This window comes from Tenacibaculum pacificus (assembly GCF_027941775.1).
Taxonomy (GTDB): domain Bacteria; phylum Bacteroidota; class Bacteroidia; order Flavobacteriales; family Flavobacteriaceae; genus Polaribacter; species Polaribacter pacificus_A.
The window spans coordinates 1099061-1116292 of the sequence record NZ_CP115917.1; the positions used below are offsets into that span (position 1 = coordinate 1099061).

The 17232-nt window shown below is 31.2% G+C and carries 14 protein-coding genes and 1 pseudogene; 6 read left to right on the top strand and 9 right to left on the bottom strand.

The annotated features are described in order from the left end of the window. Positions 1 to 35: 35 nt before the first annotated feature. The 6 genes and pseudogenes from lpxD (PG913_RS05060) to sucD all read left to right on the top strand — a co-directional run bounded on the left by lpxD (PG913_RS05060) (position 36) and on the right by sucD (position 5793). Positions 36 to 1076, top strand: coding sequence for a UDP-3-O-(3-hydroxymyristoyl)glucosamine N-acyltransferase (gene lpxD / locus PG913_RS05060; RefSeq protein WP_271231906.1), 1041 nt, complete (start codon positions 36 to 38; stop codon positions 1074 to 1076). Next, positions 1069 to 2461 (top strand): annotated as a pseudogene (locus PG913_RS05065) (bifunctional UDP-3-O-[3-hydroxymyristoyl] N-acetylglucosamine deacetylase/3-hydroxyacyl-ACP dehydratase). The gene lpxD (PG913_RS05060) and the pseudogene PG913_RS05065 overlap by 8 nt, the downstream one beginning before the upstream one ends. A 3-nt stretch (positions 2462 to 2464) precedes the next feature. Next, the gene (gene lpxA, locus PG913_RS05070; protein WP_271231907.1) at positions 2465 to 3250 is read left to right on the top strand and encodes an acyl-ACP--UDP-N-acetylglucosamine O-acyltransferase; all 786 of its coding nucleotides are present in this window, start codon (positions 2465 to 2467) and stop codon (positions 3248 to 3250) included. A 64-nt stretch (positions 3251 to 3314) separates the two neighbouring features. Then, on the top strand, positions 3315 to 3881 hold the full coding sequence (gene efp, locus PG913_RS05075) for an elongation factor P (protein WP_271231908.1): 567 nt from the start codon (positions 3315 to 3317) through the stop codon (positions 3879 to 3881). Positions 3882 to 3916: 35 nt separating this feature from the next. Then, the gene (gene lpxD, locus PG913_RS05080) at positions 3917 to 4843 is read left to right on the top strand and encodes a UDP-3-O-(3-hydroxymyristoyl)glucosamine N-acyltransferase (protein ID WP_271231909.1); all 927 of its coding nucleotides are present in this window, start codon (positions 3917 to 3919) and stop codon (positions 4841 to 4843) included. A gap of 62 nt (positions 4844 to 4905) precedes the next feature. After that, positions 4906 to 5793: a succinate--CoA ligase subunit alpha gene (sucD, locus tag PG913_RS05085; protein WP_271231910.1), complete on the top strand. Its 888-nt coding sequence runs from the start codon at positions 4906 to 4908 to the stop codon at positions 5791 to 5793. A 249-nt stretch (positions 5794 to 6042) separates the two neighbouring features. Here the strand turns inward: sucD and cobN are convergent, their stop codons facing one another. From cobN to PG913_RS05125, 9 genes are all read right to left on the bottom strand, one after another. Then, the gene (gene cobN, locus PG913_RS05090; protein ID WP_333780798.1) at positions 6043 to 8835 is read right to left on the bottom strand and encodes a cobaltochelatase subunit CobN; all 2793 of its coding nucleotides are present in this window, start codon (positions 8833 to 8835) and stop codon (positions 6043 to 6045) included. A gap of 35 nt (positions 8836 to 8870) precedes the next feature. Continuing rightward, positions 8871 to 9788, bottom strand: a complete 918-nt coding sequence (locus PG913_RS12905; protein ID WP_333780799.1) for a cobaltochelatase subunit CobN — start codon at positions 9786 to 9788, stop codon at positions 8871 to 8873. Between the two features lie 55 nt (positions 9789 to 9843). Beyond that, the gene (gene cobW, locus PG913_RS05095; RefSeq protein WP_271231911.1) at positions 9844 to 10908 is read right to left on the bottom strand and encodes a cobalamin biosynthesis protein CobW; all 1065 of its coding nucleotides are present in this window, start codon (positions 10906 to 10908) and stop codon (positions 9844 to 9846) included. A 193-nt stretch (positions 10909 to 11101) separates the two neighbouring features. After that, positions 11102 to 11692 carry a cob(I)yrinic acid a,c-diamide adenosyltransferase gene (locus PG913_RS05100; protein ID WP_232120699.1) on the bottom strand — a complete coding sequence of 197 codons (591 nt, stop codon included), beginning with the start codon at positions 11690 to 11692 and terminating at the stop codon, positions 11102 to 11104. After that, on the bottom strand, positions 11689 to 13005 hold the full coding sequence (locus tag PG913_RS05105; protein WP_271231912.1) for a cobyrinate a,c-diamide synthase: 1317 nt from the start codon (positions 13003 to 13005) through the stop codon (positions 11689 to 11691). The genes PG913_RS05100 and PG913_RS05105 overlap by 4 nt, the downstream gene beginning before the upstream one ends. Positions 13006 to 13015: 10 nt before the next feature. Next, complete coding sequence (locus PG913_RS05110) at positions 13016 to 14659, bottom strand: AAA family ATPase (RefSeq protein ID WP_271231913.1); 1644 nt, start codon at positions 14657 to 14659, stop codon at positions 13016 to 13018. Beyond that, a complete protein-coding gene (locus PG913_RS05115; RefSeq protein WP_271231914.1) occupies positions 14659 to 15375 on the bottom strand; it encodes a hypothetical protein in 717 nt (238 codons plus the stop codon). The genes PG913_RS05110 and PG913_RS05115 overlap by 1 nt, the downstream gene beginning before the upstream one ends. Next, a complete protein-coding gene (cbiD, locus tag PG913_RS05120; protein WP_271231915.1) occupies positions 15353 to 16456 on the bottom strand; it encodes a cobalt-precorrin-5B (C(1))-methyltransferase CbiD in 1104 nt (367 codons plus the stop codon). The genes PG913_RS05115 and cbiD overlap by 23 nt, the downstream gene beginning before the upstream one ends. Then, positions 16453 to 17214 (bottom strand): precorrin-6A/cobalt-precorrin-6A reductase, encoded by a 762-nt coding sequence (locus PG913_RS05125; protein WP_271231916.1) that lies wholly within the window; start codon positions 17212 to 17214, stop codon positions 16453 to 16455. The genes cbiD and PG913_RS05125 overlap by 4 nt, the downstream gene beginning before the upstream one ends. Positions 17215 to 17232: the final 18 nt, after the last annotated feature.

The window sequence follows — 17232 nt, forward strand, 5'->3', positions numbered from 1 at the left end:
ATGTAATTAAACAAAAATAATTACTTTTGCAAGCAATGAAATTTACAGCAAAACAAATAGCAGAAATTTTAGAAGGAGAAATTGTTGGTAATCCCGACGTTGAGGTTTCTAAATTATCTAAAATAGAAGAAGGAACAAAAGGGTCATTAACTTTTTTATCTAATCCGAAATATAATAATTATATATATTCAACAGCAGCTTCTGTAGCTATTGTGAATACTACTTTTCAATTAGAAAAAGAAACGGAAACAACTTTAATTAAAGTTGCAGATGCCTATGGTGCTTTTTCTAAATTATTAGAATTTTACAACGAAGTTAAAAATAATAAACAAGGACGTGAAAATCCGCACTTTATTGCTGAATCTGCTTCTATAGGAGAAAAAGAGTATATTGGTGCTTTCGCGTATATTGGAGAGAATGTTGTGTTGGGTAAAAATGTGAAAATTTATCCAAACTCATACATAGGTGATAATACGAAAATAGGCGATAATACAACTATTTTTGCAGGTGTTAAAATTTATTCAGAAACTGAGATAGGGATGAATTGTAAAATTCATTCAGGTTGTGTTATTGGTTCAGATGGTTTTGGATTTGCACCAACAGAAGATGGGGATTACAAAACGATACCTCAAATTGGAAATGTTATTATAGAAGATAATGTAGATATCGGTGCTAATTCAACTATTGATAGAGCGACTTTAGGGGCAACAATTATTAGAAAAGGAGTAAAGTTAGATAACCAAATTCAAGTTGCTCATAATGTAGAAATCGGTGAAAATACCGTAATTGCTTCTCAAACAGGTATTGCAGGTTCTGCAAAAATCGGTAAAAACTGTATGATTGGTGGTCAGGTTGGTATTGTGGGACATATTACTATTGGTAATAATGTAAGAATACAAGCAAAATCTGGTATTGGTAAGAGTTTAAAAGATAAAGATATTGTACAAGGAGCGCCAGCTTTTGGATATTCTGATTATAGTAAATCGTACGTTTACTTTAAGAATTTACCAAAGTTAGCATCTAAAATAGATAAAATAGAAAAAGAGTTAAATGCTCAAAAAATAAAAAATGAGTAAGCAACAAAGAACAATACAGAATGAAATTACATTAACTGGTGTAGGATTACATACAGGTAATGACGTAACAATGGTATTTAAACCAGCTCCGGCAAATCATGGGTTTGCTTTTACAAGAGTTGACTTAGAAGGAGCGCCAACAATTCAGGCCAAAGCAGAATATGTAACTAATACGCAAAGAGGTACAAACTTTGAGCATAAAGGTGTGCAAATTCAAACATCAGAGCACGTTTTAGCGGCAGCTGTTGGTCTAGATATTGATAATTTAATAATTGAAATAAATGCTTCTGAGCCTCCTATTATGGATGGTTCTTCAAAGTTTTTTATCAAAGCATTAGAAGAAGCTGGAATCGTAGAGCAAGACGCTGACATTGATGAGTATGTGGTAAAAGAAATTATATCATATAAAGATGAAGAGACAGGAAGTGAAATTATTTTAATGCCTTCTGATGAATATCAAATAACTACCATGGTAGATTTTGGTACTCAAGTTCTAGGTACTCAAAATGCTACTTTAAATACCATTTCTGATTTTAAAGAAGAAATTTCGGAAGCAAGAACTTTTAGTTTCTTACATGAAATTGAAATGTTATTAGATAACGATTTAATTAAAGGTGGAGATTTAAATAATGCTATTGTATATGTTGATAAAGAATTATCAGAAAGTACTACGGAAAAATTAAAGAAAGCTTTTAATAAAACTGATATAAAAATACAATCTAATGGGATTTTAGATAATCTAGAATTACATTGGGCTAATGAAGCTGCTCGTCATAAATTATTAGATGTAATTGGTGATTTAGCATTAGTTGGTACTCGTATAAGAGGTAAAATTATAGCTAATAAACCAGGGCATTCAATTAATACAGCTTTTGCTAAGAAATTAGCAAAAATGATAAAGTTAGAGAAGCGTAATTATGTTCCTCAGTATGACTTGAATAAGAAGCCATTAATGGATATTCATCAAATAATGGACATCTTACCTCATAGACCACCATTTTTATTGATAGATCGTATTTTAGAGCTATCGGATACGCATGTTGTAGGTATGAAAAATGTTACAATGAATGAACCTTTTTTTACAGGTCATTTTCCAGGAGCACCCGTAATGCCAGGAGTTTTACAAGTAGAAGCAATGGCACAATGTGGTGGTGTTTTAGTATTAAACACCGTACCAGATCCTGAAAATTATTTAACTTATTTCAATGAAAATGGATAATGTTAAATTTAAACAAAAAGTGCTTCCAGGAGATACTTTAACTTTTAAATGTGAATTAATAACTCCTATCAGAAGAGGTATTTGTCATATGAAAGCTTTTGGATATGCAAATAACAAAGTGGTTGTAGAGGCCGAATTAATGGCTCAAATAGCCAAAAAACAGTAAAATATGAATCAACCACTAGCATACGTACATCCGCAAGCAAAAATTGCTAGAAATGTAGTAATAGAACCATTTACAACTATACATTCAAATGTAGAAATTGGTTCAGGAACTTGGATAGGTTCTAATGTTACTATTATGGAAGGTGCACGTATAGGTAAAAATTGTAGAATTTTTCCAGGTTCAGTAATTTCAGCAATTCCTCAAGATTTAAAATTTAACGATGAAGAAACAACTGTTGTTATTGGAGATAATGTTACCATAAGAGAATGTGTTACCATAAACAGAGGTACTTCTGATAGAATGAAAACTGTTATTGGAGACAATTGTTTAATAATGGCATACTGTCACGTTGCTCATGACTGTTTAGTTGGAAAAAATTGTATTTTTTCTAATAATACTACTTTAGCAGGGCATGTTACTGTGGGTGATAATGTTGTATTAGCAGGTATGGTTGCTGTACATCAATTTGTATCAGTAGGTAATCATGCATTTGTAACAGGTGGTTCTTTAGTTCGTAAAGATGTGCCTCCTTATGTAAAAGCAGCACGTGAACCTTTATCATATGTAGGTATAAACTCTGTAGGTTTACGAAGAAGAGGATATACTATTGATAAAATAAGAGAAATTCAAGATATATTTAGAATTTTATTCCAACAAAACTATAATAATACTCAAGCAATAGATATTATTGAAGCCGAAATGGAAGCAACATCAGAACGAGATGAAATTATTCAGTTCATAAAAAACTCTAATAGAGGAATTATGAAAGGATATTTTAAATCAAATTAATAAATAACTATTTTAAACTGTTTATATTAAGTTATAAAAAGTATTAAAAATTAAATTTAAATAAATGGCAACTACATCAGATATTAAAAATGGATTATGCATGAAATATAACAACGATATATATAAAGTTGTTGAATTTTTACATGTAAAACCAGGAAAAGGACCAGCATTTGTAAGAACAAAATTAAAAAGTGTAACTAATGGTAAAGTAGTTGATAATACTTTTCCTTCAGGAAGAAAAATTGACGATGTTAGAGTAGAAACTCATAAGTTTCAATACCTATATAAAGAAGGAGAAACTTTTCATTTTATGAATCAAGAAGATTATTCTCAAATTACTTTAGAAAAAAGTGCTTTAGATGCACCTGAATTAATGAAGGAAGGAGAGGTAGTTACAATCATTATCAATTCTGAAGATGATATGCCTTTATCTGTAGACACGCCAGCAAGTGTAATTTTAGAAGTTACGCATACTGAACCAGGTATAAAAGGAAATACAGCTACAAACGCAACAAAACCAGCAACTGTTGAATCTGGAGCAATTGTAAATGTGCCATTATTTATCAATGAAGGTGATAAAATTAAGGTAGAAACTACCAAAGGAACGTATCAAGAACGTGTTAAAGAATAAATATATTCCCGCTTTGGCGGGAATTTCTTTTTATAATGAAATTTAAAAATACACAAACCTTAGTACAAATAGCTACCTTATTAGAGGTAGAATTTGTTGGTGATGAAAATTTTCCTGTAAAAGGAATTAATGAAATTCATGTAGTCGAAGATGGAGATATTGTTTTTGTTGACCATCCTAAATATTATGATAAAGCATTAAATTCTAAGGCAACAACAGTTTTAATCAATAAAAAAGTTGATTGTCCTGAAGGAAAAACATTATTGATTTCTGATGATCCATTTAGAGACTTTAATAAAGTCACTAAACATTTTAATCCATTTATAGCATCTAAAGAAAGTATTTCTGAAAGTGCTATTATAGGAGAAGGAACTGTTATTCAACCAAATGTTTTTATTGGTGATGATGTTCTTATCGGTAAAAATTGCTTGATTCATCCTAATGTTACTATTTATAGTAATACTATTATTGGTAATAATGTTACAATTCATGCAAATACTGTTTTAGGAGCTGATGCTTTTTATTATAAAAATAGAGTTGAAGGCTTTGATAAGTTATTATCAGGAGGAAAAGTTGTTTTAGAAGATAATGTCGATTTAGGAGCTTCTTGTACCATAGATAAAGGTGTTACAGGAAATACGACTATTGGAGCAGGAACAAAAATAGACAATCAAGTACATGTTGGGCATGATACTGTTATTGGTAAAAAATGTTTAATCGCATCTCAAACAGGTATTGCAGGTTGTGTTATTATTGAAGATGAGGTAACTATTTGGGGGCAAGTAGGTACAAACAGCGGAATTACAATAGGTAAAGGTGCTATAATACTTGGTCAAACAGGTGTTACGAAATCAGTAGAAGGCGGTAAATCGTATTTTGGAACACCTGTTTCAGAATCGAGAAGTAAGCTAAAAGAATTAGCAGAAATAAAACGCTTTTTAAAAGAACAAAAAAAGAAATAAAAGTTTCACAAATCAATTACAAAAAACTATTTTTGTAAAGCTTAATAAATAAAAATATACCAATGAGTGTTTTAGTAAATAAAGATTCAAAAATTATAGTTCAAGGTTTTACAGGAAGTGAAGGTACTTTTCACGCTGGTCAAATGATCGATTACGGAACAAACGTCGTAGGAGGTGTAACACCAGGTAAAGGAGGACAAGAGCACATAGGTAAACCAGTTTTTAATACAGTTGACGAAGCTGTACAAAAAGTAGGAGCAGATACTTCTATTATTTTTGTACCACCAGCATTTGCTGCTGATGCTATTATGGAATCTGCTGAAGCAGGAATTAAAGTAATCATTTGTATTACTGAAGGAATTCCTACAGCTGATATGGTAAAAGTAAAGTCTTATATCGATCAATTAGAAGGATGTACTTTAGTAGGTCCTAACTGTCCAGGAGTAATTACTCCAGATGAGGCTAAAGTTGGTATTATGCCAGGTTTTATCTTCAAAAAAGGAAAAATTGGAATCGTTTCTAAGTCAGGTACTTTAACTTATGAAGCTGCTGATCAGGTTGTAAAACAAGGATATGGTATAACTACTGCAATAGGTATTGGTGGAGATCCAATTATTGGAACGACAACAAAAGAAGCTGTTGAGTTATTAATGAACGATGATGAAACAGAAGCAATCGTTATGATTGGTGAAATCGGTGGTAACTTAGAAGCTGAAGCTGCTCGTTGGATTAAAGCAGATGGTAACCGTAAGCCAGTTATTGGTTTTATCGCAGGTCAAACTGCACCAGCTGGTAGAACAATGGGGCATGCAGGTGCAATTGTAGGTGGTGATGATGATACTGCACAAGCAAAAATGAAAATTTTAGCTGAAAATGGAGTACACGTTGTAGATTCTCCAGCTAAAATTGGTGAAATGGTTGCAAAAGTATTAAAAAATGTTTTAGCATAGTTTTTTAAAACTAAGTAAACAATATATCTAAAAAATCCGTTGAATTTTAAATTCAACGGATTTTTTTGTTTTTTAACAGCTTCTTTAATTTTTAAAGAAAGTATTTTTTAAAACAGATAAAGGTTAATAAACGTCATGCTGAGTTTATTTTAACATCGCATCAACAGGAGAACGACGTTAAATAAGGCTGAGAACTTGAACTAAATTCAGGTTGACGAATTATTGTTTTCTACTATTTTTAAAAACAATTTACTCTGTTATAGCATCTGATTTTTTATAAATTTCTTTTAATTCTTCTATCGTTTCTTCGGATGGATTTTCCCATAAACCTCTTTGAATTGCTTCCAACATACGTTCCGACATATCTTTTAAAGCCCAAGGATTATGTTCTTCGATAAAAGCTTTATTATCATCATCAAACAAATACTTTTCTGTAATTTGCTGATACATAAAATCTTCAATTAAGTTAGTTGTAGCATCATAAGCAAATAAATAATCCATAGTAGCAGCCATTTCAAAAGCGCCTTTATATCCGTGTTCTTGCACGCCTTGCATCCATTTCGGGTTTACAACTCGAGATCGAAATACTTTTAATAATTCTTCTTTTAAAGATTTTACCTTCGGATTATCAGGGCGAGAATGATCACCAAAATAAGTTTCAGGTTGTGCTCCTTTTATAGTATTTACAGCAGCCGTCATTCCTCCTTGAAATTGATAATAATCATCAGAATCTAAAATATCATGTTCTCTATTATCTTGATTTTGCATGACAACTTCAATATTCGCTAATCGTTTTTTAAAGGTTTCATGTGCCGATTTTCCGCTGTTATTTTTCCCATGATATGCGTAACCACTCCAATTAATATAAGCATTTGCTAAATCATCCGAAGTAGTCCAGTTTTTACCATCAATTAAACCTTGTAAACCTGCACCATAAGCTCCTGGTTTCGAACCAAAAACTCGATATAAAGCTCTTTCATTGGCTTGTTTTTCATCTAAACCTTCTTGTTTCCATTCTTGTTTTTCTTCATCAAAACGTTTTTTTATAGGATTTTGTTCCGCAGTTTCATCCAAAGAAGCTACTTTTTCGATAGCAGCATTAAACAGTGAAATTAAATCAGGAAAAGCATCTCTAAAAAAACCAGAAATACGCAACATTACATCAACTCGAGGTCTTTTAAGTTCTAAAGTAGAAAGCACTTTAAAATCTTTAACCCTTCTGTTGCTTCCTTGCCAAACGGGTTTTACGCCAATTAAAGCCAAGGCTTGCGCAATATCATCGCCACTAGTTCGTACGGTAGAAGTTCCCCAAACCGATAAACCGATAGAAGTAGGATATTCTCCATTTTCTTGTAAATAGCGATCAATAATATTTTGCGCACTTTTTTGCCCTATTTGATACGCAGTTTCAGACGGAACAGTTCGCACATCAACAGAATAAAAATTTCTTCCCGTAGGTAAAATATCGATGCGTCCTCTTGTTGGCGCACCAGAACCTCCCGCAGGAATATATTGTCCGTTTAAGCCTTTTATTAAATGTGTAATTTCATTACTTGTTTTGTGTAAAACAGGTAATGTATGTTGTTTTATATAGCTTATTATTTGTTGTGTATAATCACCAATATTTTCAATTTCTTTGTTGTTTAATAAATTATTGATGATATTTTTAGCTTTATTTTCTAATAATTCGACAGCTTGTCCGAAAGTTCGACAATAAATTCCAAAAATTTCTTTGTCAAAAACATCTGAATAAACAACATTTATAGGGTTAAAATTAAGTTGTAAATCTTCGGATAAACATTGTGTAATTCCTTTTAAATTTGCTTGTGGTAAACGATGTAAGGCAACAATTAAATCAACTAATTTTTCTTGTCTTGGTAATTTTCCTAAAATATGTAAACCACCTCTAATTTGAGATTCTTTTAATTCACATAAATAACCGTCAATAACTTCTAATAAAGCATCAATATCTTTTCCATCTTGATTTAAATCTGATTTAAGATGCGTTTCATTTACTAAGTTTTCAATTTTAGTTTTAATCAGCGAAGCACGTTTTCTATCTACTAAAGCCGATTCATAAAATTCATCAATTAAAAGTTCTAGTTTTAGTAAATCGCCATAATTTTCAGCCCGTGTCATTGGCGGAATTAAATGATCTAATATAATGGCTTGATTTCTTCTTTTGGCTTGAGTTCCTTCGCCAGGATCATTAATAATAAAAGGATAAAAATGAGGAATTGCTCCTAAAATTGCAGCAGGAAAACAAGTTTCTTTACTTAAAGCCACACTTTTACCAGGAAGCCATTCTAAATTTCCATGTTTACCAATATGCACTAAAGCATCAGCATTAAAGCTGTGTTGCAACCAAATATAATACGCCAAATAAGCAGGCGGTGGCGGTAAATCAGGAGAATGATAACTGGCTTGTAAATCTAAATTATAACCTCTACTTGGCTGAATACTAACAAATATATTATCAGAAAGAAACCCAGGAATTAAAAAATAACCGTTTTGATAATTGGGCGATTTTTCAGGATTCCCCCATTGTTTTTCTACTTTTTCACGAAGTTCTACAGATAATTGATTGTAGTATTTATAAAAAATAGTGGCATCTAACTTAATTGTTTGTCGTTCGTTTAAGCTGTTTATTGTTTCTAAATCGTTGGTTACAGAATTTGTTAATTTATCTATAAGTTGATTTGTTGTTGTTGGAAAATCATCCGATAAGCTGTAATTTTCTTCGGATAATTTTGCTAATATTTGCAAGGTACTTTGTGGCGTATCTAAACCAACACCATTTGCTAAACGACTATTTTTATTCGGATAATTAGGTAAAACTAAGGCGATTTTTTTATCAGAATTATTTTTTTTTTGAAGATTAATCCAATTTTTAGCCATTTTAGCAACAAATTCGCAACCTTCAATATTTGGAATATAAGAAACAACTTCCGAATCGGTTAAAGCATCTTTTTCAATGGATTCTTTAAATGAAATAACTTTTGATATAATTTTTCCATCAACTTCTGGCAAGGCAATATTCATAGCAATATCAGTAGGAGGTAAGCCAAAATTGCCTTCTAACCAGCTTTCTTTGTTGCAACTCCCATGATTGCTTGAATAACAGGAATGTTAAAAACATCAAACAAACTTTGTGTAGTATCATGAAATCCTTGCACACTAAAACCAGTTGTATTTATAATAACTTGCGGTTTTTCTATGTGATGTGATTTAAGTAAATCAAAAATTTGTTGTTGAATATCTTGCTCTCGATATCCTGCAGCCATTAAAGCGATAGCTGAAATTCCTTCAGCTTCTAAGGTATCAATAATACTATGTATAGGTGCTAAATTATTGGATAAATAATAACTTCGATAACCAAAAATGATGGCTTGTTTTTGAGTGCTTTTTGGTTTTAAAGAAATGTAAATTCCTTCTTTAGGATGATATAAAAATAAATCAGGAATCGTTTTGATAGCATTCGGAATTACTTTTGTATCGGTAATTCGATTGCTAATTAATTGCAATGCCGATTGACAATTTTCAATACCACCAGATTGAATGTATTTCCAAATAATGTCAACATCTTTTAAAGGAATATTAGACGATTGCATCAACTCTAAATCGGGTTTGTTATCACCAGGTAAAAACAGTAACTGAATATTATTTTCTTCACAACATTCAGTTACAGCTTCACATAGATAATTGTAATATGCTTTTCCTCCTAAAAGTTTAAGTACCACAATTTTTGCGGTAGCAATTACTTCATCAACATAGGTATCAATAGTTAATTCTTGCTTAAAATAACTAAGGTTGGCAAACCTGAAAGAAGGCGTTTTTTCTACAGAATTATGTATTAATTTGTAGGCGTTATTCATCATAAATAAATCAGAATCTGCGGAAGATAAAAAAACAATATCCCCTGGAGATTGGTCGATGTAAAACACTCCTTCATCATTAGGATTCCAGCCTCCTGGTATGGTAGATATTAAATGCACGCTTTATAATTGTTTATGAAACCTAATTGATATAGAATAGAAAATTAATTATTTGTTAATGAGCGTGAGAGTGGTCGTGACTATGTGAATGTGTAATCACTTCGTTATTTTTAGTAAGTTCAATATTTTTACCAATAACGACTAAACTTGTTTTTCTTTCTTCGTTTTCACCCCAAGGCCTTTCAAAATAATAATCGAAACGAGAACCAACACCTTGTAAAACCATACGCATTGGTTTGTTCGGAATATTTACAAATCCTTTGATTCTATAAATTTCGTGGTCTTCAACAAGTTTTTTCAAGTCTTTAACTAATGCTTTAATATCAGAAGTTTCAGAATATTCTAACAAAACAGTTTTAATATCATCATTATGGTGATGGTGATTTCCAGATTTATGGTGTTCTTCGTGAATTGAATGACGATTATCAACATCATCTTCTGCAGAAGCTTCAATTCCTAATAATAATGTATTATCTAATTCACCACTTTCAACAGGAATTATTTTGATGTTAGGTCTTGCTTTGGCTGATATTAATTTTTCAATTTCTTCAAATTTTTGGTCATCAACCAAATCTCTTTTACTAACTAAAACCAAATCGGCACAAGCTAATTGATCTAAAAATAATTCTTCAATAGGTGTTTCATGATCTAAAGAATCATCCGCTAAACGTTGTGCTTGTACACGTTCTCTATCGCAAATTTCACCTGTTGCAATTCCTACAGCATCAACTACAGTAATAACTGCATCAATAGTAATATGAGGTTTTAAATCTGGCCAGTTTACCGCTTTTACTAAAGGTTTCGGCATTGATAAACCTGATGTTTCAACAACAATATGATCAATTTCTTCTTTACGCTCTAGTAATTGTAACATCGATGGTAAAAATTCTTCTTGAACCGTACAGCAAATACATCCGTTTGGTAATTGCACTAAATTACAGCCTTCATCGCCACATTCAGAAGAGGCAATTAATTGACCATCAACATCAACTTCACCAAATTCATTAACCAAAACAGCGATGCGTTTTCCATTGGCATTTTTTAACATATTATGTACTAAGGTCGTTTTTCCTACGCCTAAAAATCCTGTTACTATGGTAATTGGTATCTTCTTATTCATTTTTTAAGTTTTGTTTGATGAGTTTTTTATTAGGTTGTATTTTGTCACTTCGAATGAAATTATTTGTAATAAAATGAAAAATAATTTTGTATCGAGAAGTATTGTATTGTTCTCGATACAATTTTTACTTCGTTCCATTTATTAAAAATTACTCGAACTGACAGTGTTAAATAATTTATCAGAAAAAATCAGCTTATTTAGTAACTGCTTTCTTCTTTCTTTTGTATAAAAATAAATTCCATTTCTCTTCGGCAACACCGTGTTTGTCCATTTCGGCTCTTGCCATGGTGAAAAATAAATCAGACATTCTGTTTACGTAGCTCATAATATAATCGTGTACACATTCAGGATCTTCTTGCATTAAGGTTACTAATTGTCGTTCACCTCTTCTCATTTGTGTTCTACAAACGTGGCAAAGTGCCGATATTTCATTTCCTCCAGGTAATAAAAAGTAATCAGAAGGAGAACTTATATTGTCTTCCATTTCATCCATCCAAACTTCACAGAAATCTGCGCCATCTTTAGGTTCAGGATTTGGATTTATTTTTTTAGTACCTGACGGACGTGCTAAATGCGACATCATATTCATCATATCTTTTTGAATACGGTGTAAATTTGGTTGCCATTCGTGATCGTTTCCTAATTTAGAACGCATCAATCCTATGGTAGAATTTACTTCGTCTAAAGTTCCGATACATTCAATTCTTGCTGAGTTTTTAAATTCTCTTTTTCCTCCAAAAACGCCAGTTGTACCTTTGTCTCCTTTTCTTGTGTAAATTTTCATATAGTATTATTTATTTCGTTAATCAATTGTAAAAGTATTTCTGATGTACCAAAATAATGATGTACATAAGAAGCCATTACCTTGTTTTTTTTATAAATTTTAGTGGTAGTATTACCTGCTCTGGCATTTGTAATTATTGCGTTAATAGATGTTTCGTTATCATTTATTAAGCTTGAATAATGAAATTCGTGTCCTTTAAAAATATGCTCGTTAATTTTAGAAGTTCGATATCCTAAATGTAATTTTTTATCAGCAATTGTAGCTTCAAAATCAAAAATACCCGCCATTTTAAAAGCGGTCTTATTTTCTGATATAATCGTTTTTCCTAAATACATCATTCCGCCACATTCAGCATAAATTTGCCCGTTATTTTCTGCAAATTTTTGAATACTCGTAAGCATTTTTGTATTACAAGATAATTCTTTTAAATACGATTCAGGATACCCTCCAGCAAAATATATAAAATCACAATCAGGAATTTTATCATCTTTTATAGGACTGAAAAATTCAACAGTTCCTAATGTTTCCATCGCTGAAATACTTTGAGGATACATAAAATTAAAAGCTTCATCTTTAGCTACTGCAAATTTTATTTTTTTAGGCTGAATTATTTTTTCTGATGAAACACTTATTGGTTTAATTTCTTTGGATGCTTCTAAAATAGCTTTCCAATCGATTGTTTTTTCTAGCTCATCAGCAATTTGATTGATAACAGTATCAAATTTTTCAATTTCTTGAATATTTAAACCTAAATGTCTTGAAGGAATTTCAATGTTTTTTAAGTTCGATAAATAACCAAAACAGTGTACGCTAATATCATCACAAGCTTCTTTTAACATTTTATAATGTCTTTCAGAACCAACACGATTAAAAACAACGCCCATTATTTGAACTTCTTTATCAAAGTTTACAAAACCCTGAATAAGCGGCGCAACAGAATACGCAACAGATTTGGCATCAATCACCATTAAAACGGGTGTTTTTAGCTTTTTAGCCATTTCGGCGGTACTTCCTTGGTCTTTTTTTGCGCCATCAAATAAACCCATAACACCTTCGATACAACTAATTTGAGCATCTTTACCATAAAAATGCAAACTATTATGTATCTGATTTTGTGTCATCATAAATAAATCGAGATTCACACCAACTTTGTTACAAGCTAATTGATGAAATTTTGGGTCGATATAATCTGGACCAACTTTAAAAGGTTGTACAGCGTATTTTTTTCGTTTGAATAAACGCAATAATCCTAAGGTAAGGGTTGTTTTACCTGCGTTGCTACTTGGTGCTGATATGATGAGTTGTTTGGTCAAAAAATAAAATTTATAGGTTTTCAGTAATTAAAATTTCATAATTGGCGTGAATACTGTTTGCAAGTTCTTTTGCTTCACCAATTTTTACGATTCCTTTTTCGGCATCAATAATTTGTGTTTTATCAATTCCTTTGCAATAAGTTTGAAAAGATAATACGGTATCTTCTAAATTATTTTCTGCGTTTAATTTACCATCAGTAATAATATGAAGATTGTGATTAAAATCTATATTAGCACAATTTCTTTTTATCAATTTAAAACCTGCACTTAAATTTGTTTTTCCGCCTGTTTTAAGATTTTTTAACGCTATTTCAACATCACCTAAAACAGCAGTTTGATTTAAAATTAATTGCGCATCTCCATCAAATAATGAAATAATAGAAAATTGTGTGTTTTGATTTTTAGAGTTTTCGGCTATTTTATGCACACTTCCTTTTGCATAAGCAATAATTTGATTTTTTAACATAGAACCGCTAGAATCTATTAAAAAAATATGATGCTGTTTTAAAAGTGTACTTTTTCGTTTGGTTTTTAAGTCAAATTTATCGGTAGCTAAATATTGTCCAACTGTTTTTTTTGTATCAGTAATTGTAATATTTCCTGCTGAATTTTTAATTGAATTAACACCATTTTCTTGGGTGTTTTTAGTGCTGTTTTTTTGCTTCTGAAATTTATTCTTCGGAATTAAAAATGCTATTTTTTCTTCTTTTGATGCGTTTGTTTCAGAAGGATTTTTAGGAGGTTTTTCGTCTTTATTTTCTGGAGCTTGGTTTTGCTGATTTTGATTCGGATTTAAACTTCGATGATTTAAAACAAAATCGGCAATAGTATCTACGTCTTTTTTTGTGATTTCAGTAGCATTTTTATAAGCAGAAAAAGCTCTTGCAGTTTTTACTAATAAAATATCGGCACGAAGTCCTTCTACTTGATGTAAAACGGCTATTTCGCTACAATATTCAATAATTTCATCAGTTATTTTTATCGATAATAAAACCTCTTTTGCCTTAATTATTTGTTTAGCGATAGTAGCATCTTTACTTTTATAAGCATCGATAAAAGGGATAGGCGCATCATCAAACAAAAAACGTTGCTTTATTATTTTTTGACGGATTTTTACATCCGTAGGAGTTGTAACGTTTACACTTAAACCAAAACGATCTTTTAGTTGTGGTCTTAAACTTCCTTCTTCAGGATTCATAGAACCGACTAAGCAAAATCTACTTTTAAAATAACGAGAAATTCCTTCTCTTTCTAAATAATAATTTCCAGAAGCGGCGGCATCTAATAAAATATCAGTAAGATAATCTTGTAATAAATTAACTTCATCAACATATAAAATACCTTGATGTGCTTGTGCCATTAATCCGAGGTTAACAACTTCTTTTTTAGTGTTTATCAATTGCTCTAAATCGATACTTCCAAGAAGTCTATCTTCAGAAACACCAATAGGTAAATTAACAAAAGGGTGTTTTTGTTGATTTTCCATTAGGCTAGTTAACGAACGTATTAAAGTGGTTTTTCCTGTTCCTTTATCGCCGATGGCTAATACGCCACCAATAAGCGGATCGACCAAATTTAAAATTAAGGCTAACTTAAAATTATCTTGTCCAACGATTGCCGAAAAAGGGAAGTGGTATTTTTTTTTATTTTCCATTATAAAGCCGAAATACTATTATACAACCATACAAATCCGATAATTGCCGATGCAACTCCCGCAACGCCGTTCATCCATTTAAAAATAGCTAAATTTCGCTCTAAAAAACGACTCATTACATAAATTAAAACATAACTATAAACACCCATTGCTACAATAATTCCTAAAGATTCTACAGCAAGAATAAGAATCGCTTCACTTACGGTATCACTACTTAAAACTAAGGCGGAAGTTAAAGCGCCACCTGTACCTGCTAAACCGTGTAGCATTCCAATCCAAAATGATTTATTCATCGGATTTACAGCAATTTCTTCGCCTTTAGTTCCGTGTAAATGTATCGGATTAGAAAGGTCGTGTTCGTGTGCTTCAATTTTTTTATGATCTTTTACCATTTCATTTATTTCATGATTTCTTTTGATAGCCACAATTCCTAGCCAAATCATAATAGGACCAACAGCAAGTTCAGCATAAAAAGATATATCATTGATAAATAAAGTAGCCATACTTTTAAAAAGGAGTGCTATTCCTCCGAAAAGTAATAAAGTTACAGAATGTCCAAATGCCCATTGTGATGCTTTAAAAACAGTTTTAAAACTCACTTTTTGTTTATTGATAGCATTTTCGGTAGCTAAAACTGAAACTGCGGTTACATGGTCAGGCTCAAAAGAATGTAAAATTCCTGCCATTAAAGGTCTAACTAATGATACTATTGTCATTTTTAATGTATTTAATAAGTGTTCCGTCTTTATGAATTAGGTAAATATTTAAGTCTACCTTTTTAATTTTTGTATGTGTATGTTTGTAACAGTGGGCTAATAATAGTTGAAAAAATGGCGAATTTTGTTCAAATTCAAACAGCTCAATTAATCGCCCAGCCATGTTTAATTCTTTAATTTTATCAGCATCGTAAAAACCAACTTCTTTCGCTAATTTTACTACAAAATCTTTATTCCAGCTAGACACACAACTATGTGTATCAGTAATTCCGCCAGCTAATTTTACTGCTTTTCCTAGCATAATTCCAATGCTAACTTTTTTTATAGCACATTGATTTACTTTCGTAAGTGTTTCTCCAATCCAGTTTCCATAATGAATAAAAGCATATTCGGGTAAATGACTAAATTTATCAGATAAAAACTTTTCACTTCTTGCGCCTGAATTAATTACTAATTCGGAAATGTTATTTGCAATAGCAACATCAATTCCTTGCTCAATACTTGCAATATATGATGATGATGAATATGGTTTTACAATTCCTGTTGTTCCTAAAATAGATAATCCATTCATAATTCCAACACGTTCATTAAGCGTACGCTTGGCTAATTTTTTTCCATCGACAACATAAACAGTAACCGAAACACCACATTCTAAATCGTAATCATGTAACAATTTTTGAATTGCACTGCTTATCATTTTTCTAGGAACAGGATTTATAGCAGGTTCGCCAATTGCTAATTCTAAACCTTTAAGCGTAACTGTTCCAACGCCATCACCTGCAAAAAACTGAATACCTTTTTGCTGCGTTAATTTTAAAACACAACCTATTTCAGCTCCGTTTGTAACATCAGGATCATCTCCTGCATCTTTAATAACTGAACATTTAGCGGTGTCTTGTGTAAATTCACAATGATGAATTGGAATTTCGATTATTTTATCAATAGGTAAATGAACTTTTACGGTAGCGTTTTTTTTCTGATGAATAATTGCCATCAATCCAGATTTTGCCGAAGCAGTAGCACAAGTTCCTGTAGTGAAACCATCCCGTAAAGGTCCTTTTGGAATTTTTCTTAAACTCATATTTTTGAGTTTTTTAGAGTTGATAATTCGCTAATTAGCTCATTTTCATTAAAAACCATCTTAAAATACTTCGAAATTTTGGGTTGTTTGATAATTATTATTTGTGTGTCAGTTTTTAAAGCTGCTTGAATTTTCGTATTTAAAAAACCGCTGTTTCCTGTTTCTTTAGTTAAAATGATATCAATATTTTTTTCTTTGATAATCGAAATTTCTTTATCTAAATCCGAAGAAGGAAATTCTAAAATTAATTGATTTTTTGGGAAATTACTTTCAGATGCAATCGCTAAAGATTCTGGTCTGTTTAATATTCTAAAATAAGTAATATTCTTTAACCACCAAGGTTTTAATATTTTAATAGATTGAACGCCTGTTAATGCCAATACTATTTTTTCTGATGATAATAAATTTAAAGCATCGGTATAATTATTTACATAAAATACTGATGAATTTATGGTTTTAGAAAGTAGTTCTCGTCCAAAACGTATTACAGGGATTTGTAAATTTTCGGCAACTTTCGCAATAGTTTTGTGTAAAATTTCTGCAAAAGGATGCGAGGCATTTATAATGATGTTAATATTATTTTCGATTAGATAATTTTCTAAATCTTTTTCAGTTAACGCACCATATCTGTAACTGGCAATTTGAGTTTCTTTAAAAGAGATACTTGTTTTTGTTGAATACACAAAAGGCATCAGTTTTTCTTGAAGCAAGGTTGCTACTTTTTTACCTTCTGTTGTTCCTCCAAATACAAGTATCATTTTATCTTTTATTATTTT